Origin of the sequence: Micromonospora sp. NPDC048835, from assembly GCF_040649995.1 — a bacterium.
In the GTDB taxonomy this organism is placed as follows: domain Bacteria; phylum Actinomycetota; class Actinomycetes; order Mycobacteriales; family Micromonosporaceae; genus Micromonospora.
The window spans coordinates 24,199-46,508 of record NZ_JBEZGM010000003.1; the positions used below are offsets into that span (position 1 = coordinate 24,199).

The 22,310-nt window shown below is 70.4% G+C and carries 19 protein-coding genes; 7 read left to right on the forward strand and 12 right to left on the reverse strand.

The features are described from left to right. Complete coding sequence (gene sucD, locus AB0C15_RS04855) at window positions 1–888, forward strand: succinate--CoA ligase subunit alpha (RefSeq protein ID WP_357348744.1); 888 nt, start codon at window positions 1–3, stop codon at window positions 886–888. A 60-nt stretch (window positions 889–948) separates the two neighbouring features. Here the strand turns inward: sucD and AB0C15_RS04860 are convergent, their stop codons facing one another. Then, window positions 949–1,215, reverse strand: coding sequence for a DUF4190 domain-containing protein (locus tag AB0C15_RS04860; RefSeq protein ID WP_357348746.1), 267 nt, complete (start codon window positions 1,213–1,215; stop codon window positions 949–951). A 200-nt stretch (window positions 1,216–1,415) separates the two neighbouring features. On the opposite strand from AB0C15_RS04860, the gene AB0C15_RS04865 reads away from it, so the two are divergent. Then, window positions 1,416–2,705 carry a DUF6350 family protein gene (locus AB0C15_RS04865; protein ID WP_357348748.1) on the forward strand — a complete coding sequence of 430 codons (1,290 nt, stop codon included), beginning with the start codon at window positions 1,416–1,418 and terminating at the stop codon, window positions 2,703–2,705. A 54-nt stretch (window positions 2,706–2,759) separates the two neighbouring features. On the opposite strand, the gene AB0C15_RS04870 is transcribed toward AB0C15_RS04865, so the two are convergent. Further along, entirely contained in the window at window positions 2,760–3,284 is a 525-nt protein-coding gene (locus AB0C15_RS04870; RefSeq protein ID WP_357348750.1) for a DUF4190 domain-containing protein, read from the reverse strand. 289 nt (window positions 3,285–3,573) lie between these two features. Here AB0C15_RS04870 and purN point away from each other — a divergent pair, with 289 nt between their 5' ends. Together purN and purH are read left to right on the forward strand one after the other, a co-directional pair. Continuing rightward, window positions 3,574–4,194, forward strand: coding sequence for a phosphoribosylglycinamide formyltransferase (gene purN / locus AB0C15_RS04875; RefSeq protein ID WP_357348752.1), 621 nt, complete (start codon window positions 3,574–3,576; stop codon window positions 4,192–4,194). Further along, window positions 4,191–5,762, forward strand: a complete 1,572-nt coding sequence (purH, locus tag AB0C15_RS04880) for a bifunctional phosphoribosylaminoimidazolecarboxamide formyltransferase/IMP cyclohydrolase (protein WP_357348754.1) — start codon at window positions 4,191–4,193, stop codon at window positions 5,760–5,762. The genes purN and purH overlap by 4 nt, the downstream gene beginning before the upstream one ends. A gap of 85 nt (window positions 5,763–5,847) precedes the next feature. On the opposite strand, the gene AB0C15_RS04885 is transcribed toward purH, so the two are convergent. From AB0C15_RS04885 to AB0C15_RS04905, 5 genes are all read right to left on the reverse strand, one after another. Beyond that, complete coding sequence (locus AB0C15_RS04885) at window positions 5,848–6,888, reverse strand: dipeptide ABC transporter ATP-binding protein (protein WP_357348756.1); 1,041 nt, start codon at window positions 6,886–6,888, stop codon at window positions 5,848–5,850. Then, window positions 6,869–7,900, reverse strand: coding sequence for an ABC transporter ATP-binding protein (locus tag AB0C15_RS04890; protein WP_112583768.1), 1,032 nt, complete (start codon window positions 7,898–7,900; stop codon window positions 6,869–6,871). The genes AB0C15_RS04885 and AB0C15_RS04890 overlap by 20 nt, the downstream gene beginning before the upstream one ends. Window positions 7,901–7,906: 6 nt before the next feature. Continuing rightward, window positions 7,907–8,863 (reverse strand): ABC transporter permease, encoded by a 957-nt coding sequence (locus AB0C15_RS04895; RefSeq protein WP_357348758.1) that lies wholly within the window; start codon window positions 8,861–8,863, stop codon window positions 7,907–7,909. 6 nt (window positions 8,864–8,869) lie between these two features. Beyond that, window positions 8,870–9,808, reverse strand: coding sequence for an ABC transporter permease (locus AB0C15_RS04900; protein WP_357348760.1), 939 nt, complete (start codon window positions 9,806–9,808; stop codon window positions 8,870–8,872). Window positions 9,809–10,005: 197 nt separating this feature from the next. Continuing rightward, a complete protein-coding gene (locus AB0C15_RS04905; protein ID WP_357348763.1) occupies window positions 10,006–11,607 on the reverse strand; it encodes an ABC transporter substrate-binding protein in 1,602 nt (533 codons plus the stop codon). 521 nt (window positions 11,608–12,128) lie between these two features. Between AB0C15_RS04905 and AB0C15_RS04910 the strand changes: the two genes are divergently transcribed. Both AB0C15_RS04910 and AB0C15_RS04915 read left to right on the forward strand, forming a co-directional pair. Further along, entirely contained in the window at window positions 12,129–12,989 is an 861-nt protein-coding gene (locus AB0C15_RS04910; protein WP_354972629.1) for a bifunctional methylenetetrahydrofolate dehydrogenase/methenyltetrahydrofolate cyclohydrolase, read from the forward strand. Between the two features lie 126 nt (window positions 12,990–13,115). Next, window positions 13,116–14,066 carry a malate dehydrogenase gene (locus tag AB0C15_RS04915; RefSeq protein WP_112583765.1) on the forward strand — a complete coding sequence of 317 codons (951 nt, stop codon included), beginning with the start codon at window positions 13,116–13,118 and terminating at the stop codon, window positions 14,064–14,066. 568 nt (window positions 14,067–14,634) lie between these two features. Here the strand turns inward: AB0C15_RS04915 and AB0C15_RS04920 are convergent. After that, entirely contained in the window at window positions 14,635–15,438 is an 804-nt protein-coding gene (locus tag AB0C15_RS04920; RefSeq protein ID WP_357348765.1) for an MBL fold metallo-hydrolase, read from the reverse strand. A gap of 137 nt (window positions 15,439–15,575) precedes the next feature. On the opposite strand from AB0C15_RS04920, the gene AB0C15_RS04925 reads away from it, so the two are divergent. Beyond that, window positions 15,576–16,793, forward strand: coding sequence for an NADP-dependent isocitrate dehydrogenase (locus tag AB0C15_RS04925; RefSeq protein WP_145779001.1), 1,218 nt, complete (start codon window positions 15,576–15,578; stop codon window positions 16,791–16,793). 287 nt (window positions 16,794–17,080) lie between these two features. Here AB0C15_RS04925 and galT read toward each other — a convergent pair whose 3' ends face one another. From galT to AB0C15_RS04945, 4 genes are all read right to left on the reverse strand, one after another. Next, a complete protein-coding gene (galT, locus tag AB0C15_RS04930) occupies window positions 17,081–18,157 on the reverse strand; it encodes a galactose-1-phosphate uridylyltransferase (protein ID WP_357348768.1) in 1,077 nt (358 codons plus the stop codon). A 13-nt stretch (window positions 18,158–18,170) separates the two neighbouring features. Continuing rightward, a complete protein-coding gene (locus AB0C15_RS04935) occupies window positions 18,171–18,980 on the reverse strand; it encodes a DeoR/GlpR family DNA-binding transcription regulator (protein ID WP_357348770.1) in 810 nt (269 codons plus the stop codon). A 112-nt stretch (window positions 18,981–19,092) separates the two neighbouring features. Next, window positions 19,093–20,622 carry an adenylyl-sulfate kinase gene (gene cysC / locus AB0C15_RS04940; RefSeq protein ID WP_357348772.1) on the reverse strand — a complete coding sequence of 510 codons (1,530 nt, stop codon included), beginning with the start codon at window positions 20,620–20,622 and terminating at the stop codon, window positions 19,093–19,095. Window positions 20,623–20,710: 88 nt separating this feature from the next. After that, window positions 20,711–22,201 carry a glycosyltransferase family 2 protein gene (locus AB0C15_RS04945; RefSeq protein ID WP_357348774.1) on the reverse strand — a complete coding sequence of 497 codons (1,491 nt, stop codon included), beginning with the start codon at window positions 22,199–22,201 and terminating at the stop codon, window positions 20,711–20,713. Between the last annotated feature and the right edge of the window lie 109 nt (window positions 22,202–22,310).

Below are 22,310 nucleotides of genomic sequence, written 5' to 3' on the forward strand. Positions count from 1 at the left end.
ATGGCTATCTGGCTGACCAAGGACTCGAAGGTCATCGTCCAGGGGATGACCGGTTCCGAGGGTTCCAAGCACACCCGGCGGATGCTCGCCGCCGGCACCAACGTGGTGGGCGGCGTCAACCCGCGCAAGGCGGGCCAGAAGGTCGACTTCGACGGCACCGAGCTGCCGGTCTTCGCGTCCGTCGCGGACGCGATGGCCGAGACCGGGGCCGACGTCACCGTCATCTTCGTGCCGCCGCAGTTCACCAAGGCCGCCGTGGTCGAGGCGATCGACGCCGCGATTCCGCTGGCCGTGGTGATCACCGAGGGCGTCCCGGTGCACGACACCGCGTCGTTCTGGGCGTACAACGTGGCGCAGGGCGAGCGGACCCGGATCATCGGGCCGAACTGCCCGGGCATCGCCTCGCCGGGCGCGTCCAACGCCGGCATCATCCCGGCCGACATCACCGGCTCCGGCCGGATCGGCCTGGTCAGCAAGAGCGGCACGCTGACCTACCAGATGATGTACGAGCTGCGCGACATCGGCTTCTCCACCTGCGTCGGCATCGGCGGTGACCCGATCATCGGGACCACCCACATCGACGCCCTGGCCGCGTTCGAGGCCGACCCGGAGACCGACGCCATCGTCATGATCGGTGAGATCGGTGGCGACGCCGAGGAGCGGGCCGCCGAGTTCATCAAGGCCAACGTCACCAAGCCGGTGGTCGGCTACATCGCCGGCTTCACCGCTCCCCCCGGTAAGACCATGGGTCACGCCGGGGCGATCATCTCCGGCTCGGCCGGCACCGCCGAGGCGAAGCAGGCGGCGCTGGAGGCGGTCGGCGTCAAGGTCGGCAAGACGCCGACCGAGACCGCGAACCTGATGCGGGAGATCATGTCCGGCAGCTGAGCCGGTCAGGCAACACGAAGGGGGTCGACCGGTCACGGTCGACCCCCTTCGGCGTACGCGTCAGTCGTTGTTCCAGAACGGGTAGTTGCCGGTCGCCCGCAGGATCGCCCCGCCGATGATGTTGATCACGCCGAAGGCGATGGCGAGGTAACCGAGCAGCGGCGACTGCCCGTACCGGCGGGCGTCGCGGATGGACAGGTAGCCGAAGACGATGCCGAGGATTCCACAGCAGATGAGCCCCAGCACGATGCCCAGCACGCCCCAGAGGGTGGTTCGGTCGCGTCCCCGGGCCGGTGGTGGCGGGGGAGGCGGGTATGGCGTCGTCACTGCTTCCTCCGAACGCTCGTGGGCGAGGTGCCGGTCCGAACCGCGACCGGCGGACCCGTCGCGGGTGGTGACGACTCGGGCCCCCTCTGGGCCGAGGCTAGACCGGCCCGGGTGGGCCGGACGCCGGTTCGGTGAACTCGCCGTCCTTAGGAGGGGTTAACGGACTGCCACGGCCCGCGCGACGTGCCAGAGTAGAGCGGATGTCCCCCGTCACCCCTGACCATCCAGGCCGTTCCGGCGGTGTGAGCGCCGACGACCGGCCGGTCGACCGTGCCGCGCCCGCCCGGAGGGTGCCCGCGCCCCGCGCGGGCGGGTCGCCGCGCGGGCGTGCGCCGTTGCCCGTCGCCGCCGGGGTGGCCGCCTGCTGGGCCGCCCTCACCTCGTACCTGCCCGTCGCCATCGTGCTCGGCCTGGTGCAGCTCGGCGCGGACTCCACCACCCTGACCGGCACCCTGCGCACCGCGCTGGCCGGGTGGCTGCTCGGGCACGGCGTCCCACTGCACACCGAGTCCGGTCCGCTCGGGCTCGCCCCGCTCGCGCTGACCGTGCTCGCGCTCTGGCGGCTGACCCGGGCCGGGGTGCACGTCAGCCGCGCGATCGGCGCCCGCGACACCCGCTCTCCGCGCCGGGCGCTGCTCGCCGCGGGTGCGGTAGGAGTCGCCTACGCCCTGCTCGGCACGCTCTCGGCCGTGCTTGTCGGCACCGGCGGGCCGGACGTGTCCCTGATCCGGGCGGGTGTCACGTTCGCGGTGGTCGGCACCCTCGCCGCGCTTGTCGGCGCGGTCAGGATCACCGCGGTGACCCGGTTGCTCGTCGGCCGGATGCCGGGTCCGGTCCGCGACGGAGTGCGCACCGGCCTGGTGGCCGGGCTGCTGCTGCTCGGCGCGGGCGCGGGCGCGGCCGGGCTGGCGGTGGCCACCGGCGGCGGCGACGCGGCAGATATGATTGGGGCGTACCGCACCGGAGTCGCCGGGCAGGCCGGCATCACCCTGGTCAGCGTCGCGTACGCGCCGAACGCGGCGGTCTGGTCGGCGAGTTACCTGCTCGGGCCGGGCTTCGTGGTCGGGACCGACACCGCGGTCCGCACCAGCGAGGTGTCGGTCGGCGCGCTGCCGGCCGTGCCTCTGCTCGCTGGGCTGCCACGCGGCCCGGTGGACGGCCTCGGCGCCCTGCTGCTCGCGGTGCCCGTGCTGGCCGGGATGGTCGCCGGTTGGCTGCTCGCCCGTCGGGTGGCGCGACTCTCGGGGTCGGAGCGGGCCGCGCAGCGGTGGGCCGGGTTGCTGGCACCGGCGGTGCTGGCCGGGCCGGTGGCCGGAGTCTTGCTCGGTGCGGCCGCGGCGGTCTCCGGCGGGCCGCTCGGCGCCCGTCGGCTGGCCCAGGTCGGGCCGGTGGGCTGGCAGGTCGGGGCTGTGGCGGCAGGTGTCATCGCGGTCGGCGCGCTCGTCGGCGCCGCCGCCACCCGGGTGCTGACCCGCGGGCCCGCCCAGTAGACGAGCGCGGGGCGCCCCGGGCGAACCCGGAACGCCCCGTCGAAGCCGAGCTTGTCAGGGCTGGGTGGGCAGGTTCACCTGCGCCACGACGCTCAGGATGAGCAGCAGGATGCCCAGCCCGACGCCGACCGCGCCGCAGATCAGACCGGCCTTGGCCTGACCGGCGTTGTTGGCCTGACCCTGGGCCACCTTCTGCTTGGCGAGATAACCGGTCACGATGCCCGCGATGCCGACCGGGATGCCCAGGTACAGGCAGCAGACCAGCGGGATCGACGCGATACCGAGGATCATCGAGACCAGGCCGAGGGTGTTGTTCTGCCCCTGTGCCTGCGGGTACCCGGCGTTCGGGTACGTCGGACCGCTGCCGTACGGGGGCTGCTGCTGGGCGTACGGGTCCTGCTGCGGCGGCTGCTGGCCGTACGGCTGCCCCGAGGTGGGCTGCTGACCGTACGGGGCCTGCGGTGCGGCGTACGGGTCGTGCGGCTGCTGGCCGTACGGGGAGGCCGGCGGCTGGGGAGCGGTCGGGTCCTGGTTGGGCTGCTGGCCGTACGGGTCCTGACCGGGGTTACCGGGCTGCATTCGAGAAGCTCCTTGGACTGGTTCCGTCAGTTGGTGCTCTTATTTCCATCCATGATCGCGGTCAGTCCTCCCAAAGCCCAGTACAGCAACAGGACGACATGTCTCCCAAAGCGGGCAAAGTTGCACTTGTCGACCGCTTCGTGTGCCGGATCAGGGGTGGTGTGTGGGCCGGCGCGGCGTTCGGCCCGAGCGAGCGGCAGCGTACCGGGTGTACGCACGCCAGGACTGCCGAAGATCGGCGGGCCGCCCAGCCGAAGGGCGTCCCTGACCTGCCCGATAGGGTGGCCCGGTGACCGAGCCCGCGTCTGTCGCCCGCATCGTCGTCCTCGTCTCCGGCTCCGGGAGCAACCTCCAGTCGCTGCTTGACGCGGCCGCCGACCCCGCGTACGGCGCGCAGGTCGTCGCGGTCGGCGCGGACCGCGACGGCATCGCGGGCCTGGACCGGGCCGACGCCGCGGGGGTGCCGACCTTCGTCGAGCGGGTCCGCGACCACGACACCCGGGAGGACTGGGACCTGGCGCTCACCGCGCACGTCGCGAAGCACCAACCCGACCTCGTCATCTCCGCCGGTTTCCTCAAGCTGGTCGGCCCGCACTTCCTCGCTGCCTTCGGCGACCGCTACCTGAACACGCACAACACCCTGCTGCCGGCGTTCCCGGGCATCCACGGCCCCCGCGACGCCCTCGCCTACGGCGTGAAGGTCACCGGGGCCACCCTCTTCTTCGTCGACGCCGGCATGGACACCGGGCCGATCGTCGCGCAGGTCGCGGTGCCGGTGCTCGACGACGACGACGTTGACACGCTCACCGAGCGCATCAAGGAAGCCGAGCGGCGCCAGCTCGTCGAGCAGGTCGGTCGGCTGGTCCGCGAAGGCTGGACCATCACCGGAAGGAAGGTCACGGTTCCGTGAGTCCCACTCAGGACGGGCGCCGCCCGATCAGGCGGGCGCTTGTCAGCGTCTACGACAAGTCCGGGCTGGTCGAGCTGGCTCAGGCCCTGCACGCGGCCGGTGTGGAGATCGTCTCCACCGGCAGCACGGCGGGCACCATCGCCGCCGCCGGGGTGCCGGTGACGCCGGTGGAGACGGTGACCGGGTTCCCCGAGGTGCTCGACGGCCGGGTGAAGACCCTGCACCCGAAGGTGCACGCGGGTCTCCTCGCCGACCTGCGCAAGGACACCCACGTGACGCAGCTCGACGAGCTGGGCGTGGCGGCGTTCGACCTGCTGGTCTCCAACCTCTACCCGTTCCAGGCGACCGTCGCCTCCGGCGCCGACGTCGAGGAGTGCGTGGAGCAGATCGACATCGGTGGCCCGGCCATGGTGCGCGCCGCCGCCAAGAACCACGCCTCGGTCGCCGTGCTCACCGATCCGGCCGGTTACCCGGCGTTGATTGGGGCGCTCGACGAGGGTGGCTTCACACTGGCCCAGCGTCGGGCGCTGGCCGCGCGGGCGTTCGCCGACATCGCCGAGTACGACGTCGCGGTGGCCCAGTGGTGCGCCCGTGAGCTGGCCCCCGCCGACGACTGGTGGCCGCAGTTCGCCGGGCTGGCGCTGCGCAAGTCGGCGGCGCTGCGCTACGGCGAGAACCCGCACCAGCCGGCCGCGCTCTACACCGACCCGGACGCCCCGGCGGGGCTGGCCCAGGCCGAGCAGCTGCACGGCAAGGAGATGTCGTACAACAACTACGTCGACGCGGACGCCGCGTGGCGGGCCGCGAACGACTTCGCCGACCAGCCGGCGGTGGCGATCATCAAGCACGCCAACCCGTGCGGCATCGCGGTCGGCGCGGACGTCGCCGAGGCGCACCGTCTCGCGCACGCCTGCGACCCGGTGTCGGCGTTCGGCGGCGTCATCGCGGTCAACCGGCCGGTCTCGGTCGAACTGGCCCAGCAGGTCGCCGAGATCTTCACCGAGGTGGTGGTCGCCCCCGGCTTCGACGAGGGCGCGGTCGAGGTGTTGCAGGGCAAGAAGAACATCCGGCTGCTGCGGGCGCCCGCCTGGACGCCGGCGCTCGTCGAGTTGCGGCAGGTGACCGGCGGCGTGCTGGCCCAGGTCGCCGACCGGGTGAACGCCCCCGGCGACGACCCGGCCACCTGGACGTTGGCGACCGGTGCGGCCGCCGACGAGGAGCTGCTGCGGGACCTCGCGTTCGCGTGGCGGGCGGTCCGTGCGGTGAAGAGCAACGCGATCCTGCTGGCCAAGGGCGGCGCCACCGTCGGGGTCGGCATGGGTCAGGTCAACCGGGTCGACTCGGCGCGGCTCGCGGTCACCCGCGCCGGCGCCGACCGGGCCCGGGGCTCGGTCGCCGCCTCGGACGCGTTCTTCCCGTTCGCCGACGGTCCGCAGATCCTCATCGACGCCGGCGTCCGCGCCATCGTGCAGCCTGGCGGCTCGATCCGCGACGAAGAGGTCATCGAAGCCGCGCGCAGGGCAAACGTGACGATGTACCTGACCGGAACCCGCCACTTCTTCCACTAGGCCCCGGCCTCACCCCGTTGATCATGAAGTTGTTGCCCAGACACGCCGACGTGTCGGGCAACAACTTCATGATCAACGCAAGGGGTCAGGCCGTGGGGGTGGCCGGGCGGAGTTCGGCGAAGTGGCAGGCGGACGGGTGGGGGTCCGCAGCCCTCGGGACCGTCGCCGGGTCCTCCACCGCGCAGATGTCCTGGGCCTTCCAGCAGCGGGTCCGGAAGTGGCACCCGCTCGGCGGGTCGGCCGGGCTCGGCACGTCGCCGACCAACCGGATCATGTTGCGCTGGTCGCGGGCCTCCGGGTCCGGCACCGGCACGGCCGAGAGCAGAGCCTGGGTGTACGGGTGGGTCGCCCGCTCGTAGATCTCGTCCTCGGTGCCGATCTCGACGATCCGGCCGAGGTACATCACCGCGACGCGGTCGGCGATGTGCCGCACCACGGACAGGTCGTGGGCGATGAAGATGTACGAGAGACCCAGCTCGCCCTGTAGCTGCTTGAGCAGGTTGATCACCTGGGCCTGGATGGAGACGTCCAGCGCCGACACCGGCTCGTCGCAGACGATGACCTCCGGCTTCAGCGCGAGGGCGCGGGCAATGCCGATGCGCTGACGCTGACCGCCGGAGAACTGGTGCGGGTACCTGTTGATGTGCTCGGGGTTGAGCCCGACCAGGTCCAACAGTTCCTGGACCCGCTTGGCCTTGCTGCCCTTCGGCGCGGCGTCCGGGTGGATCTCGAACGGCTCGCCGATGATGTCGCCGACGGTCATCCGCGGGTTCAGCGAGGTGTACGGGTCCTGCATCACCATCTGCATGTTGCGACGCAGCCGGCGCAGCTCACCGCCGGACGCCTTGAACAGGTCCCTGCCCTCCAGGGTGGCGCGTCCGGAGGTGGGCGTCTCCAACCGCATCAGCAGCCGGGCGAGGGTGGACTTGCCGCAGCCGGACTCGCCGACCACGCCGAGCGTCTCGCCCCGGCGCAGCTCGAAGCTCACCCCGTCGACGGCCTTCACCGCCCCGATCTGCCGCTGGAACAACACGCCCTGGGTGATCGGGAAGTGCTTCACCAGACTGTCGACGGAGAGGATCGTCTCGCCGCGGACCTTCGTCGGGCTAGCGGGCGACGCTGTCATCACGGACCTCCTGCGCGAAGTGGCAAGCGCTGGTCCGGCCGTCGCCGAGGACCAGGTCGTGCGGCACCTCGTCCACGCAGACCTGCTGGACGTACGGGCACCGGGGGTGGAACGGGCAGCCGGACGGGATGCGCATCAGGTTCGGCGGCAACCCCTTGATCGTCGACAGCTCCTGGCCGCGGACGTCCAGGCGCGGGATCGACTCCAACAACCCCTTGGTGTACGGGTGGGCGGGCGCCTTGTAGAGCGAACGGACGTCAGCGTGCTCGACGATCCGGCCGGCGTACATGACCGCGATCCGGTCCGCGACACCGGCGACCACACCCAGGTCGTGGGTGATCAGGATCATCGCCATGTTGAGTTCCCGGCGCAGGTCGGCAAGCAGGTCCATGATCTGGGCCTGCACCGTCACGTCGAGTGCGGTGGTGGGCTCGTCGGCGATCAGCACCTTCGGATCGAGCGCCAATGCCATGGCGATCATGACGCGCTGCCGCATACCACCGGAGAACTGGTGCGGGTAGTCGCCGATCCGCTTCGCGGCACCCGGGATCTTGACCAGGTCCATCAGCTCGACGGCACGACGCCGAGCGTCGGCGCGGGACATGCCGGCGCGCTGGCGCAGTGTCTCACCGATCTGCCAACCGACCGGGAAGACCGGGTTCAGTGCGGAGAGCGCGTCCTGGAAGATCATCGCGATCTCCTTGCCGCGTACCTGCCGACGCTGCTCCTCGGAGCGGGTGAGCAGGTCCTCACCCTGGTACAGGATCTGGCCGGAGCGGACGAACGCGGGTGGCGTGTCCAGGATGCCCATGATCGCCTGTGCGGTGACCGACTTGCCCGAGCCGGATTCACCGAGCACCGCGAGGGTCTCGCCGGCGTCCAGGTGGTACGACACACCGTTGATCACCCGGGCCACACCCTCGTTGGTGCGGAACTCGACGTGCAGGTCCCGCAGCTCCAGCAGGTGGCCGCCCTCGGGCGTGGCGGAGGCGGGCGTGGGGTTGACGGTCATGAGAAATCACCGCAGCTTCGGGTCGAAGGCGTCACGGATCGCGTCGCCGAGCATGATGAACGCCAGCACGGTCAGCGCCAGGAAGGCCGACGGGACGATCAGCGGGGTGGCCGCCTCCCGCATGTGGATCCGACCGGTGTCGATGTCCTGACCCCACGAGATGGTGGGAGCCTTCAGCCCGATGCCCAGGAACGACAGTGTCGCCTCGGCCGCGATGAACGAGCCCAGCGCGATGGTCAGCACCACGATCGCCGGGGCCAGCGAGTTCGGCAGGATGTGCCGCCACATGATCCGGCTGTTGCCGGCGCCGAGCATCCGGGCCGCCGCGACGTAGTCCTGCTCCTTGGCGGTGATCACCGAGGACCGGACCACGCGGGCGGCGGTGGTCCACCCGAGGAGGGCCAGCACGAAGACGACCGCGCCGATCCGGGCCGTCTGGCTGTCGCTGGACACCCGCTTGAGCAGCACGATCGCGGCCAGCAGCAGCGGGATGCCGAGCACCACGTCGATCACCCGGGAGAGCACCGCGTCGACCCAGCGGCCGAAGTAACCGGCCAACATGCCGACCACCAGCGCGATGATGCCGGTGCCGAGGGCGGCGAGCGCGCCGACAAGCAGCGACGCCCGGGTGCCGTAGACCGCCCGGGCGTACGTGTCGCAGCCCTGGAAGTCGTACCCGAAGATGGCTCCGCCGGACGGCCCGGCGTGCTGCCGGGAGAGCAGGCAGTCGTTCGGGTTGTTGGCGGTGAAGACCCCGGGGAGCAGGGCCATCAGGGTGAAGATGACGACAAGCGCCAGCGAGATCCAGAAGATCGGGTTGCGGCGCAGGTCGCGCCAGGCGTCCCCGGCCAGGCTGCGGGGCTTCTGCGCGGCGCCGATCTGGTTGGGTGTGCCGGGCTCCCCGGAGGGGCCGCGTCGGGCGGCCTGGTTCTCGGTGGACGCCACAGTCTCAAAGTCGCTCATGCCTGCTCACTCATAGCGGATCCTCGGGTCGAGTACGGCGTACAGGACGTCCACCACCAGGTTCGAGACCAGGTAGACCACGACGAGCACGCTGACGATGCCCACCACCAGGGGGCCGTCCTCGGTGCGGATGCCGCGGAAGAGGTTGAAGCCCACGCCGGGGATGTTGAAGACGCCCTCGGTGATGATCGCGCCGCTCATCAGGTTGCCCAGTTCCACCCCGAGGAAGGTGACCACCGGGATCAGCGAGTTGCGCAGCACGTGGACGATGACGATGCGCCGCTTGACCAGGCCCTTCGAGCGGGCGGTCCGGACGTAGTCGGCGCGCAGGTTCTCCGCCACCGAGGCCCGGGTGAGTCGTAGGGCGGTGGCCAGCGACAGCGAGCCGAGCACGATGCCCGGCAGCAGGAGCGCGTAGAACGTCGGGTCGGACCCGGCGGTGGGTGGGAAGAGCTGCCACTTGACGCCCAGGAAGAACTGCGCCAGCGGCGCCAGCACGATGGTGGGGATACCCAGCACCAGCAGCGTCAGCACCAGCGTCGAGTTGTCGAAGATGCTGGCCCGGCGGATGCCGGCGAGAACGCCGGCGGTCACGCCGAAGATGATCGCCACAGCGAGCGCGATGAGCGCGAGCCGCACGGTGACCGGCCAGGCCTGCTGGAGGATGTCACCGATGTTCCGACCGGTGAGTGACTCGCCCAGGTTGCCCTGGAGCAGGTTCTTGACGTAGTCGAAGTAGCGGTAGAAGAAGCCGCCGACGCCTGTGGCGTCCAGGTGGTACTTCTCGGTCAGGTAGGCCCGTTGAGCTGGCGTCACCGGTCGTTCGCCGGCGAGCGCCTGGATCGGGTCGCCCTGCCCGGCGAATGTCAGCGCGTAGACGATCAGGGTGGTCCCGAAGAACGCCAGGACCATCTGCAGTAGGCGCCGCAGGATGTAGCGGAACATGCTTAGCAGTCTCTCCGGAAATGTGCGAAAGGGTCGCAGGACGGCATCTCTGGTCGTACCCGAAATATCCGAGACGTGCCGTCCGGCCCGGGGGAGCTGGCGCCACCGGGCCGGAACCGCCGCTGCGGTCCGGCCCCCGGTGGTGCGGTCCGGGCCACCCGGGCTTCGTCGCCCGGGTGGCCCGCACCGTGCTCAGCTCAGCTGGCTGCTTCGATCTTGACGAGGTTGACCCGCTGGAACAGGTCCATCTCGACGTTCTTGACCTTGGACGAGTGGCCGAACACGTTCTCGCCGAAGCGGAGCGGGATCACCGGCATGTCCTTGGCCAGGATGTCCTCCGCCTGCTGGTACTTGGCGATCGCCTCGTCCTGCGTCTTGGCGGCGGAACCCTCCTTGACCAGCTTGTCGAACTCCGGGTTGCTGTAGCCGTAGTAGTTCGACGAGCCGTTGGTGCTGTACAGCGGGCCGAGGTAGTCCTCCATGGTCGGGTAGTCCATGACCCAACCCATCCGGAACGCACCCACCGGCGTCTTCTTCTCGACCTTGGTGAGCAGGTCGGCGAACTTCGGCTCGGCCGAACCCACCGCGTCGACACCCAGATTGGTCTTGAGCTGGTTGACCGTGGCGTCGACCCAGTCCTTGTGACCGCCGTCGCCGTTGTACGAGATGACGATCTTCGAGGGGCCACCGGCGGCCTGGTAGAGCTTCTTGGCCTCGGTCGGGTTGAACTCACCCGACTTGCCCGTGGTGTCGTCCCGGTAACCCGGCAGCACCGGCGAGACGAAGGAGCGCGCCGACGTCTGCGAACCCTTGAAGACCGACTTGGTGATCTCGTCACGGTCGATCGCCATCGAGATGGCCTTGCGGACGTCCGGCTTGCTGTAGTCCTTGTCGAACGTCGGGAACGCGAGGAACTGGAACGACGACATCGGGCTGGTCTTGTACCGGTCGCCCAGGTCGCTCGGCGCGGTGCTCAGGCTCTCGGTCGGGATCGTGGGCAGCACGTCCAGGTTGTCCGCCAGGACGTCCGCGTACGCCGCGGTGAGCTGCTGGTAGATCCGGAACTCGATGTTCTTGACCTTGGGCTTCTCGCCCGGGAAGGCGTCGTACCGCTCGACGTCGATCTTGCTGTCGTGCTGCCAGGTGCCCTTCATCTTGAAGGGGCCCTGCCCGATCGGGGCCTGCTCGTAGGAGTCCTTGAGCACGCCCGGAGCCGAGAACGCGGCGTCCGGCATCGGGAAGAACGCGTTGTAGCCAAGCGTGGTCTTGAAGTCGATGTACGGCTCGTTGAGCGTCACGGTGAAGGTGAGGTCGTCGACCTTCTTCAGGCCGGACATCTCCTTGGCCTTCGGCGCCTTGCCCTGCAGGTCCGCGTAGCCAGCGATCTTCTCGAAGAAGGCGTTGGTGTCCTGGCCGTTGGGGGCGTACGCGCCGTAGTTCCAGGCGTTGATGTAGTCCTCGGCCGTGACCTTCTCACCGTTGTGGAAGGTGAAGCCGTCCTTGAGCTTGATCGTCCAGACCTTGTTGTCGGACGAGGTCACCGACTGTGCCGCGACCTCGTACGGCTTGTTCTGGGCGTCGTAGTCGACGAGCGGGCTGAACAGGCCGGCGATGACCTGGGAGCCGGACGTCTCGGTGGTGTTTGTCGGAACCAGGTGCTTCGGTTCGGCGATCTGGATGCTGACCACCGAACTGTCGCTGCCACCGGATCCACCGTCGCCGCCGCTGCCGCAGGCCGCGAGGCCCAGCGTCACCGCGAGCGGGAGGGCGGTCCAGGCGGCGAGTCTACGAACTCGCATTGAGCCTCCTCATCTCCTCACGCTGCGCAGTCAGGCCCGACGCTGGGTTTACGCTGCGCAACAAGCGGTAACGGTAGGTCGGAGGCGAGGCTTCGACAACGACGCGGTTGCGGGTGGGTAACGGTCCGGGGTCGCTTCCCTTGTCGGAGGCGGGCACATCTGCTACGCGAAACCGGCCATAACAGTGCTGAACTGCTCTTCTGCGTATGGCTGACGTGCTGATTGAGTGCACCTGGGCCAGGTTTTCGCCTACTGAGGCGATCGTCCGCTCTCCGGCGGCGTCGGCCCTCCCTGTCTGGTTCGACAGTGATCGAATCCACAAGTCGTCACCGATAGTGATGAGCGACACCTCACGCTCGGTCACCTCGTTGAGGGTCCGCCCCCACTCGTCCCGGGGCACCCGGCCGGTCGCCGTGCCTGTCGCTGCTCGGCGATCTGCCGGTCGGCACGCCAGGGGTGCCGGGGGACGGCCCGTGCGAGGTCGTCTGAATCGCGTGCGGTGGCCGTGAGACGATCTGGTCGTGACGGCGACGCTTCTGGACGGCAAGGCAACCGCGGCGGAGATCAAGGACGAGCTGCGCATACGGGTGAAGGCACTGGCGGAACGCGGCATCACCCCGGGGCTCGGCACCGTCCTGGTCGGGGCGGATCCGGGCAGCCAGGCGTACGTCAACGGCAAGCACCGCGACTGCGCCGAGGTGGGCATCGCCTCGATCCGCCGCGAACTGCCCGCCGACGCCACCCAGCAGCAGGTCGACGACGTGCTGGCCGAGCTGAACGCCGACCCGGCGTGCCACGGCTACATCGTCCAACTCCCGCTGCCGGCTCACCTCGACACCCAGCGGGTGCTGGAGTTGATCGACCCGGACAAGGACGCCGACGGCCTGCACCCGGTCAACCTTGGGCGGCTCGTGCTCGGCTACGACGGGCCGCTGCCCTGCACGCCGCGCGGCATCGTCGAGCTGCTCCGCCGGCACGACGTGGCGCTGCGCGGGGCCACCGTCGCGGTGGTCGGTCGGGGCAACACCGTCGGCCGACCGCTCGGCCTGCTGCTCACCAGGCGCAGCGAGAACGCCACGGTCACCCTGTGCCACACCGGCACCCTCGACCTCGCCTCGCACACCCGTGCCGCCGACATCGTGATCGTCGCGGCCGGCGTACCGGGCCTGCTCACCGCCGACATGATCAACCCCGGCGCGGTGGTGGTGGATGTCGGCATCACCCGCGTGATCGGCGCGGACGGCAAGGGCCGCTACACCGGCGACGTGGACCCGGAGGTGGCCGAGACGGCCGGCGCGCTGGTCCCCATGCCCGGAGGTGTCGGCCCGATGACCCGGGCCATGCTGCTCAGCAACGTCGTGGAGCGCGCCGAGCGCGGCTGACCCACCCGCCGGTGACGCCGGTGACGTTCGCCCCATACCGGCGATGGCCGCCGCCCCTGGCCTGTTCGGTGCCAGGATGACTGATACGGTCCGGAAAACCGACTGGTATCAGGGAGTGGGACGACCATGGGTAAGAAGGTCACTGTCGTCGGGGCTGGCTTCTACGGCTCCACCACCGCACAGCGCCTGGCCGAGTACGACGTCTTCGACACCGTAGTGATCACCGACATCGTGGAGGGCAAGCCCGCGGGCCTCGCGCTCGACCTCAACCAGTCCCGGGCCATCGAGGGCTTCGAGACCAAGGTCGTCGGCGTGACGACCGGCCCCAACGGTGAGGGCTACGAGAGCATCGAGGGCTCCGACGTCGTCGTGATCACCGCTGGCCTGCCGCGGAAGCCCGGCATGAGCCGGATGGACCTGCTGGAGACCAACGCCAAGATCGTCCGTCAGGTCGCCGAGAACGTCGCCAAGTACGCCCCCAACGCCGTCGTCATCGTCGTCTCCAACCCGCTCGACGAGATGACCGCGCTGGCGCAGCTCGCCACCCAGTTCCCGAAGAACCGGGTGCTCGGCCAGGCCGGCATGCTCGACACCGCCCGGTTCAGCAACTTCGTCGCCGAGGCGCTGAACGTGCCGGTGGCCTCGGTACGCACGCTGACCCTGGGCTCGCACGGCGACACCATGGTCCCGGTGCCGTCGAAGAGCACCGTCAACGGCAAGCCCCTGCGTGACGCGATGCCGGCCGAGCAGATCGAGGAGCTGGTCGTCAAGACCCGCAACGGTGGCGCCGAGGTGGTCGCGCTGCTCAAGACCGGCTCCGCCTACTACGCCCCGTCGGCAGCCGCAGCCCGGATGGCGAAGGCCGTCGCGGAGGACTCCGGCGAGGTCATGCCGGTCTGCGCCTGGGTCGACGGTGAGTACGGCATCTCCGGTGTCTACCTGGGTGTCGAGGCCGAGATCGGTGCCGAGGGCGTCAAGCGGGTCGTCGAGACCGACCTGGACGCCGACGAGCGCGCCAGCCTCCTGGAAGCCGCCGAGGCCGTCCGAGCCAAGCAGGGCGACATCTCCAGCATGTAGTTCCCCGCACCAGACCACCCGAAGGGCCCGCCGGCCAACCCGGCGGGCCCTTCGCCATCCCCACCCACCTCCACTCCACCCCCACCCACCCCACCCCCACCCCCCGGCCCCCGCCCCGCCCCCGCCCCGCCCCGCCCCGCCCCGCCCCCGGTTGATCAAGAGGTTTGCGTCAGGAAACACCACCGTGGTGACGCAAACCTCTTGATCACGAGATGGGGTGGGTGGTGGGTGGGGGGTGGGTGGTGGGTGGGGGTGGGGCGTTGGTTGGTGGGCCGGCGGACGGGGTGGGCGCAGCTTCGGGGATGTTGCTGCCTTGAGGGGTTGGGAGGGAGCACTTTCAGTGATGTTGCGCGGATCTTCCATCGAGATCGTGCTCGATCCTGGTTCTACTGGTGTCCCGGACTCGCGTCGCGCCTCCGTCCAGGATTGAAGGGGCTTGCTCGACCGCTCCGATGGGTGATCCCCGCGCGGCACTCCTCGATCATGAAGTTGTTGCCCTGCGGATCGGCGTGTCGTGGCAACAACTTCATGATCAACGGAAACGCCCAGGGGGCCGGGGGCCTGAGGTTCAGGGGTGGTGGGGGAGGAAGGGGGTGCCCAGGTGGGGGGTGGCCAGGAGGGTGGGGGAGTGGGTGTGCAGGGTGGTCAGGCGGGAGTGGCGTGCCATGTCCGGGTCTTCCTCGTGGGCGTACGCCAGGTCGGGGTCGACCAGCTGCACCATGTGCACCAGCAGGTCCCCGGTGAAGAGCACCCGTTCGTCGGCGATGGTCAGGAGCACCGACTGGTGGCCGGGGGTGTGGCCGGGGGTGGGCAGCAGACGTACCGCCGGGGTGAGAGTGGTCTCGCCGTCGACCACCCGGAGCTGGCCGGCGGCGCGCAGGGGGGCGACCAGGCCGGCCGGTAGCCCGGGGTTGAGTGCCTCCGCCGCGTCGAGTTCGTCGCGCTGGATCAGGTAGCTCGCGTTCGGGAAGTACGGCTGCCCGGGGGTGCCGGTGACCGCCCAGCCGATGTGGTCGCTGTGCAGGTGGGTCAGGACGACGGTGTCGACGTCGGCCGGGTCGATGCCGGCGGCGGTCAACTCGGCGGGCAGTCGGCCGGGGACCGGCGCCCAACTGACGGCGGGGGCGTCGGCCGGGCCGATCCCGGCGTCGACAAGGGTGACCGGCCCGTCGCCGGTGCGGATCGCGAAGCTGCGGAACCGCAGCCACCACTGCCCGTCGGCGGTCACCGAGTCGGGGTCGCGCCGGTCGGCCTTGAGCCACTGGGTCGCTGTGGCCTGCGGAAACGCCTCCGCGCGGGGCTGGAAGAAAGCCCCCTCACCGTCGGTCAGGGCGGTGATCGTGATAGACCCGAGGGTGCGGTTCAGTGGCATCGGACGATGATTCCAGGGCATTCCTGTTCCGCGCAGCCCAGTTCTGCCGGCTGGTCGAGGCCGGCTGGGGGCTGCCGGCCCAATTGCAGTACGCTCGTACTGCTTGAGCACGTGTCCCCCGAGAGGAGCGCCGGCCGATGGCGAAGATCAAGGTAAACAACCCGGTCGTAGAACTCGACGGCGACGAGATGACCCGGATCATCTGGAAGCAGATCCGGGAGCAGCTGATCCTGCCCTACCTCGACGTCGACCTGCACTACTACGACCTGTCGATCCAGTACCGCGACGAGACCGACGACCAGGTCACCATCGACGCCGCAAACGCCATCAAGGAGCACGGCGTCGGCGTCAAGTGCGCGACCATCACCCCGGACGAGGCCCGGGTCGAGGAGTTCGGCCTGAAGAAGATGTGGCGGTCGCCCAACGGCACCATCCGCAACATCCTCGGCGGTGTCGTCTTCCGTGAGCCGATCATCATGTCCAACGTGCCGCGGCTGGTCCCCGGCTGGACCAAGCCGATCATCATCGGCCGGCACGCCCACGGTGACCAGTACAAGGCCACCGACTTCGTCGTCCCCGGCCCGGGCACGGTGACCATCACCTACACCCCGGCCGACGGCGGCACGCCGATGGAGATGGAGGTCGCCAACTTCCCCGGCGGCGGCATCGCCATGGGCATGTACAACTACGACGAGTCGATCCGGGACTTCGCCCGGGCGTCGTTCCGGTACGGCCTGGACCGCAACTACCCGGTCTACATGTCGACCAAGAACACCATCCTCAAGGCGTACGACGGTCGGTTCAAGGACATCTTCGCCGAGGTGTTCGAGGCGGAGTTCAAGGCCGAGTTCGACGCCGCGGGCCTCACCTACGAGCACCGGCTCATCGACGACATGGTCGCCGCCGCGCTCAAGTGGGAGGGTGGCTACGTCTGGGCCTGCAAGAACTACGACGGTGACGTGCAGTCCGACACCGTCGCGCAGGGCTTCGGGTCGCTGGGCCTGATGACCTCGGTGCTGCTCTCCCCGGACGGCCGGACCGTCGAGGCCGAGGCCGCGCACGGCACTGTCACCCGGCACTACCGGCAGTACCAGAAGGGCGAGAAGACCTCGACCAACCCGATCGCGTCGATCTACGCCTGGACCCGGGGCCTCGCCCACCGGGGCAAGCTGGACGGCACGCCGGCGGTCACCGAGTTCGCCAACACCCTGGAGCAGGTCATCATCGACACCGTCGAGGGCGGCCAGATGACCAAGGACCTCGCGCTGCTCATCTCGCGCGACGCCCCGTGGCTGACCACCGACGAGTTCATGAACGCGCTCGACGAGAACCTGGCCCGTAAGCTCGCCGCCTGATCCAGGCGTACCGCATCATCGGAGCCCGCCGGCACCCCTGCCGGCGGGCTTCGGTGTGTCCGGCCGCGCCGCGCCGGTCGGCGTCACCGCGCCCGGCGCGCCTCGTTGACCAGGATGGACGAGATGCCAGTCGCGTCCAGGAAGGTTGACCACGGTCGACCAGCGGCACCCGTGCGCCGATCAGCCAGCCTTCCCGGCTGTGCCGTGCACAGCCAGCCGTCCCTTCCCTGCGGGGGGCCCTGTCCCGGGCCCCCCGCGCCCTGTTTTCCCGAGGAGCGCGTGGCGGCTCAGGCGGCGCGGAGCAGTTCGGCGGCACGCTCCGGGGCGATGTCGTTGATGAAGACGCCCATCCCGGACTCGGAGCCCGCCAGGTACTTCAACTTGTCGGCGGCCCGCCGGATGCTGAACAGCTGCAGGTGCAGGTGGCCCAACTCGCGGTCGACCCGCACGGGGGCCTGGTGCCAGGCCGCGATGTACGGCATCGGCATGTCGAACAGGCCGTCGAAGCGGCGCAGCAGGTCCAGGTAGAGCGGCCCGAAGGCGTCCCGTTCGCTGTCGCTGAGCGCCGGGATGTCCGGCACCACGCGGCGCGGCGCGACGTGCACCTCGAACGGCCAGCGCGCGGCCGCCGGCACGAACGCCGTCCAGTGTTCGTTCTCGGTGACCACCCGTACGCCGGTGCTGCGCTCGGCGGCCAGCACGTCCGCGTACAGGTTGCCCCCGCCGGTCCGCTCGGCGTGCCGGCGCGCCGCGGCCAGCATCGCGCGGGTGCGCGGCGTCACGAAGGGGTACGCGTAGATCTGCCCGTGCGGGTGGTGCAGCGTCACACCGATCTCGACGCCCCGGTTCTCGAAGCAGAAGATCTGCTCGACGCCGGGCAGCGCGCCGAGCACCTCGGTGCGGTCGGCGAGCGCGTCGAGGACGGTGCGGACCCGGCGCGGGGGGAGGCTGGCGAAGGAGGCGTTGTGGTCGGACGTGAAGCAGACCACCTCACAGCGGCCGAGGCCCGGCCGGACCGGTGTGAACGGGGTGATCTCCCCGGGCTCCTCGGCCACCCGACCGCTCAGCGACGGGAATCGGTTCTCGAAGACCACCACGTCGTAGTCGGGTGCCGGGATCTCGGTCAGCCGGTCGCCGACCGACGGGTCGAGCGGGCACTCGTTCGCCGGCGGGAGGAACGTGCGGGTCTGCCGGTGCACGGCGACGGCGACCCACTCGTCGGTCAACGGGTCGTAGCGCAGCTGCGATGCCGGGGGAGGCGGCGGCAGGGTCCGGCGGTCCGGCTGGTCGCGGACCGCGTCGTCGCGCTCGTCGAAGTAGATCAGCTCCCGGCCGTCGGCCAGGTCGATCGCGGTGCGCTTCACGGCGCCGTCCCCCTCAGTTGTCGGCGTGCGCGTCATGCGGCCCGCCCGTTGTCGCCTTCACCATGATCAGTTCGCCCACCTGTTCGCCGAGTACCCGTCGTGCGGGCGGAGGCAACAGGTCGTCGCTGACAAGTACGTGGGCCGCCGTCAACTCGACGATCGAGGAGATGCCCACCGTGCCCCACTTGGTGTGGTCGGCGAGCACCACCAGCCGGTCCGCCGCGGCGACGAGCGCGCGGTCGGTCTCCGCCTCCATGAGGTTGGGGGTGGTGAAGCCGGCCCGCTCGGTGATGCCGTGCACGCCCAGGAAGAGCAGGTCCAGGTGCAGTGACCGGACGGCCCCGACCGCGAGGGGCCCGACAAGTGCGTCCGACGGTGTGCGTACGCCGCCGGTGAGCACCACTGTCTGGTCCGGGCGGCCGGCGGCGTGCATGATTTCGGCGACCGGCAGCGAGTTGGTCACGACGGTCAGCTCGGGCACGTCGACAAGCCGGCGGGCCAGTTCGGCCGTGGTGGTGCCGGCGGAGAGCGCGACAGCCGCCCCCGGCCGGACCAGCTGAGCCGCCCGGTCGGCGATGGCGGCCTTCTCCGGCAGTTGGCGGACCGACTTGGCGTGGAAGCCCGGCTCGTCGGTCGAGCTGGGCCCGGTGGTGGTGGCGCCACCGTGCACCTTGGCCAGCAGACCGCGCTCGTGCAGCGCATCCAGGTCGCGCCGGATGGTCATGTCGGACACGCCGAACTCGCCGGCCAACTCGGTGACCCGGACGCCGCCGGCCGCGCGGACCCGGGCCAGGATGGCAGCCTGCCGCTGCTGAGCGAGCATCTGCCGTGCCTCCCCGGGGGTTCACGTACCCTCACGCGGTCAAACGTGTTCCAACAAAGATGAACACTATCGCGTAGCGGTCAGCGGTGAAAGGAACGGGTACGACGACGACTCAGGCTGACGCGATCTTCAACTCCACCCAGCCGGTCTCGGTCAACTGGTGCAGCACGGCCTGCACCGCGTCCGCCACGCTCAGGTCGGTGGTGTCCAGCACCAGATCGGCGTCGGCCGGCTCCTCGTACGGGTCGTCGATGCCGGTCATCCCGGTGAGCAGGCCAGCCCGCGCCCGCGCGTACAGGCCCTTGCGGTCCCGCTGCTCGCACACCTCGAGCGGGGTGGCCACGTGCACGAGCACGAAGCCCGCCCCGGCGGCGAGGGCCATCTCCCGCGCGGTGGCGCGGGCTGCCGCGTACGGGGCGATCGGGCAGCAGATGCCCACCCCCCGGTGCCTGGCGATCTCGGCGGCCACCCAGCCGATCCGCCGGACGTTGAGATCCCGGTCGGCCTTGCTGAAGCCCAACCCGGCGGAGAGCTCCCGGCGCACCACGTCACCGTCGAGCAGGGTCACCGTACGGTCGCCGCTCTCCCGCAGCGCGTCCGCCAACCCACGGGCGACAGTCGACTTACCGGAGCCGGAGAGGCCGGTCAGGAAGACCACCAGCCCGCGCTGACGACGCGGCGGCCGGGCCCGGGCCAGCTCCCGTGCCACGGCGGGCGGGGTGTGCCACTCCGGTAACGGGAAGCCCCGGTCGAGCAGGTCGTCGATCTCCGCCTGGGTCAGCGCGAGCCGGCGGTTACGCGGTGGGATGTCCTCCCGCCAACGCCACTGCCCGTCCCGGTTGTCGTAGGCGAGTTCGCGGGGCACCAGCACCCGCAGCCCGGCACCGGAGAGCATCTCCCCGGTGGAGAGCAGGTGGGTGACCCCGTACGCGGCGGAGACCCGAGCGCGCAGCAGCGCGTCACTGATCTCCTCGCGGCGGTGCGACAGCGGCACCGCGACCAGGGTGGCGGGCGGCATCCGGTCCCGTGCGGCGAAGATCGTACGGACCAGCGCCTCCGGCGGGAGCCCGTCGGCACCGCCCTCGCCGACCGGGATCATCACGAGCAGGTGCGCGGCCAGGGTGCGCGCGGCGTGGGCGATCTGGGCGAGCTGCGGACGGTGCAGCGGGCGATCGGCGATCACGCCGAGCACCCGGCCCGGGGGCAGCAGCGCGCGGACCTCCTCGGGGTTGCGGCGCAGTCGCTGGAACGGACCGTGCCCACCGTCGCCAAGTCGCCGAACCTGGCCGCCCACCCCGGCCACACCCTCGCGCACCGGCCAGACGTCGGCCACGTCCAGGGCGGCCGCCGGGGCGCCCTCCCCATCGGTGAGCACGAGCGCCCGGCGGGCCGGATCGCGCGGGTCGAAGCTCTGCGCCAGCGCGGCCGGCACCTGGAGGACGACCGCGACCTGCCACGGTGTGCCGTCGGCCAGCTTGCCGCGGCGGCTCACCGAGACCAGGTCGGCTCGGGTCATGAAACCGGTCAGTGGGGCGTACGCGCCGGTCAGCAGCAGCTCCAGATCAGCGAGCTCACCAGGACGTGGCGTGTACGCCGGTGCGTCCCGCAGCACCTCGTCGGGCAGCACCCAGCCGTTGCTCATCCACACCCCCCACTCACTGACCGGCACACAGTTTCGCAGCCGACCGCCGATCGGTCGAGGGCGCCACTCCACGACCCGGGCGGGCGGATCAGCGCTTGATCCGCCGGCCTACCGCCGACCGCATCCGGTTCCACACTTTCCGCTCGTCGCGGATCCGAGGTCGGGAGCCGTCCGCCCGGCAGATGAACACCAGCGGCAGTCGCGCGTCCTCGGTCCAGCCCACGTTGGTGATCCGGGCCTTGAGCAGCCAACTGCCCCTGGTCCGGCCGCCGTTGAGGGCGGCGAAGTCGATCGTGGCGGTGGTCCGGTGCACCAGGTGGACGGTCCCCGCTCCGGTCGTACCGGTGATCCGCTCGGTCCGGAAGGTCATCGGCAGGAAGGTCTCGTCGCCGGTCTCCCGGTGTCGGGCAACCAGGTCCAGCCGGGCCTTGCGCACCTGCGCGGTGGCGTCGAGCACCTCGGGGGCGATCTCCTCCATCGGGAGCATCAGTACGTCGCGGTCACCGTCTGCACGGAAGCCGACCGGCTCGCTCCCGGAGCGCAGCTCGGCGGCGACGGTCACCGTGACAGCGTGGTCGGCGCGGCGGAGATCGTCGACGACGCCGTGTGCGGCGATGCCCGACTCCCAGCGGGCGAGCCTGCGCAGGTCCGCGACACGCCCCCGCTCCGCCAGGTACGCCACGGCTCGGAGCAGGGGCGGCAGACCGCCGGCGACACCGGGGGCGAAGCGGTCCTGAATGATCTTCTGAACCTCCAGCGCGACCTCGCCCAGCCACGGCTCGGGCGCGTCCAGCAGCCGCTTGCCCCGCAGATGGCCGAGCATCTCGTTGCGCAGCCAGCGCCGGTGCAGCCGGTCCCGCAGCGGACCCGGCTCGGTGTTGGCGTCCACGACGTCCAGCGCCTCGCGCACGCTGGCGAAGTAGCTCGCCGGGTCCAGTCTTTCCGCGGTGACGTTACGCGCGTCGCCCCGCTGGACGTGGTGGTAGCAGGTGTAGTCGGACAGCACGGAGGTGCGCCGGGACAGGAAGTAGGCGCGCACGACGAACGAGTGGTCCTCGAGCCGACGCTTGCCGCCCTCCGGGAACCGCAGACCGTGCTCGTTCAGGAACGACCGCCGGAACAGCTTGTGACAGGTCAGGCTGTCGATCAGGGGGGAGTTGCCCAGGGTGGCGTCGGGGCGGTTCTTCCGGAACAGCTCGCGCGGCACGGGGCGCCCGTAACCGGCCATCTTCCCGACCACGATGTCCGCGTCGTTCGTCTTCGCGCACGCGTACAGCCGCTCCAACGCCTCGTCGGCGAACCAGTCGTCGTCGTCGGCGAAGAAGACGTACTCGCCACGGGCGTGCTCGATGCCGAGGTTGCGGGGGCGCGACGGCCAGCCGGAGTTCTCGATGTGCAGCACCCTGACGTGTGGGTACTCAGCGGCCAACCGGTCCAGTCGCTCGGCCGTGTCGTCGGTCGAACCGTCGTCGACGAAGATCGCTTCGAACTCGTCCGTGGGCAGCGACTGGCGGAGCAACGAGGCGATGAGCTTCTTGACGTGTGGGCCGCAGTTGTACGCCGGCACCACGACGCTCACTTTGGGGACGCCCACCTTGGTTGTCAGGATCCCTCCCACGTCGTCGGTCGGCCACTGGGCGGTCGATGCCCGGTGAACGGGAGGTGAATGGTGCCACCCCGGAAACGTC

What these genes read in the sequence shown, in the direction of transcription:
- sucD (WP_357348744.1), top strand. Translation starts at nt 1, where the DNA reads ATGGCTATCTGGCTGACCAAGGACTCGAAGGTCATCGTCCAGGGGATG.
- AB0C15_RS04865 (WP_357348748.1), top strand. Translation starts at nt 1,416, where the DNA reads ATGTCCCCCGTCACCCCTGACCATCCAGGCCGTTCCGGCGGTGTGAGC.
- AB0C15_RS04870 (WP_357348750.1), bottom strand. Translation starts at nt 3,284, where the DNA reads ATGCAGCCCGGTAACCCCGGTCAGGACCCGTACGGCCAGCAGCCCAAC.
- AB0C15_RS04885 (WP_357348756.1), bottom strand. Translation starts at nt 6,888, where the DNA reads ATGACAGCGTCGCCCGCTAGCCCGACGAAGGTCCGCGGCGAGACGATC.
- AB0C15_RS04890 (WP_112583768.1), bottom strand. Translation starts at nt 7,900, where the DNA reads ATGACCGTCAACCCCACGCCCGCCTCCGCCACGCCCGAGGGCGGCCAC.
- AB0C15_RS04895 (WP_357348758.1), bottom strand. Translation starts at nt 8,863, where the DNA reads ATGAGCGACTTTGAGACTGTGGCGTCCACCGAGAACCAGGCCGCCCGA.
- AB0C15_RS04900 (WP_357348760.1), bottom strand. Translation starts at nt 9,808, where the DNA reads ATGTTCCGCTACATCCTGCGGCGCCTACTGCAGATGGTCCTGGCGTTC.
- AB0C15_RS04905 (WP_357348763.1), bottom strand. Translation starts at nt 11,607, where the DNA reads ATGCGAGTTCGTAGACTCGCCGCCTGGACCGCCCTCCCGCTCGCGGTG.
- AB0C15_RS04915 (WP_112583765.1), top strand. Translation starts at nt 13,116, where the DNA reads ATGGGTAAGAAGGTCACTGTCGTCGGGGCTGGCTTCTACGGCTCCACC.
- AB0C15_RS04920 (WP_357348765.1), bottom strand. Translation starts at nt 15,438, where the DNA reads ATGCCACTGAACCGCACCCTCGGGTCTATCACGATCACCGCCCTGACC.
- AB0C15_RS04925 (WP_145779001.1), top strand. Translation starts at nt 15,576, where the DNA reads ATGGCGAAGATCAAGGTAAACAACCCGGTCGTAGAACTCGACGGCGAC.
- AB0C15_RS04935 (WP_357348770.1), bottom strand. Translation starts at nt 18,980, where the DNA reads ATGCTCGCTCAGCAGCGGCAGGCTGCCATCCTGGCCCGGGTCCGCGCG.
- cysC (WP_357348772.1), bottom strand. Translation starts at nt 20,622, where the DNA reads ATGAGCAACGGCTGGGTGCTGCCCGACGAGGTGCTGCGGGACGCACCG.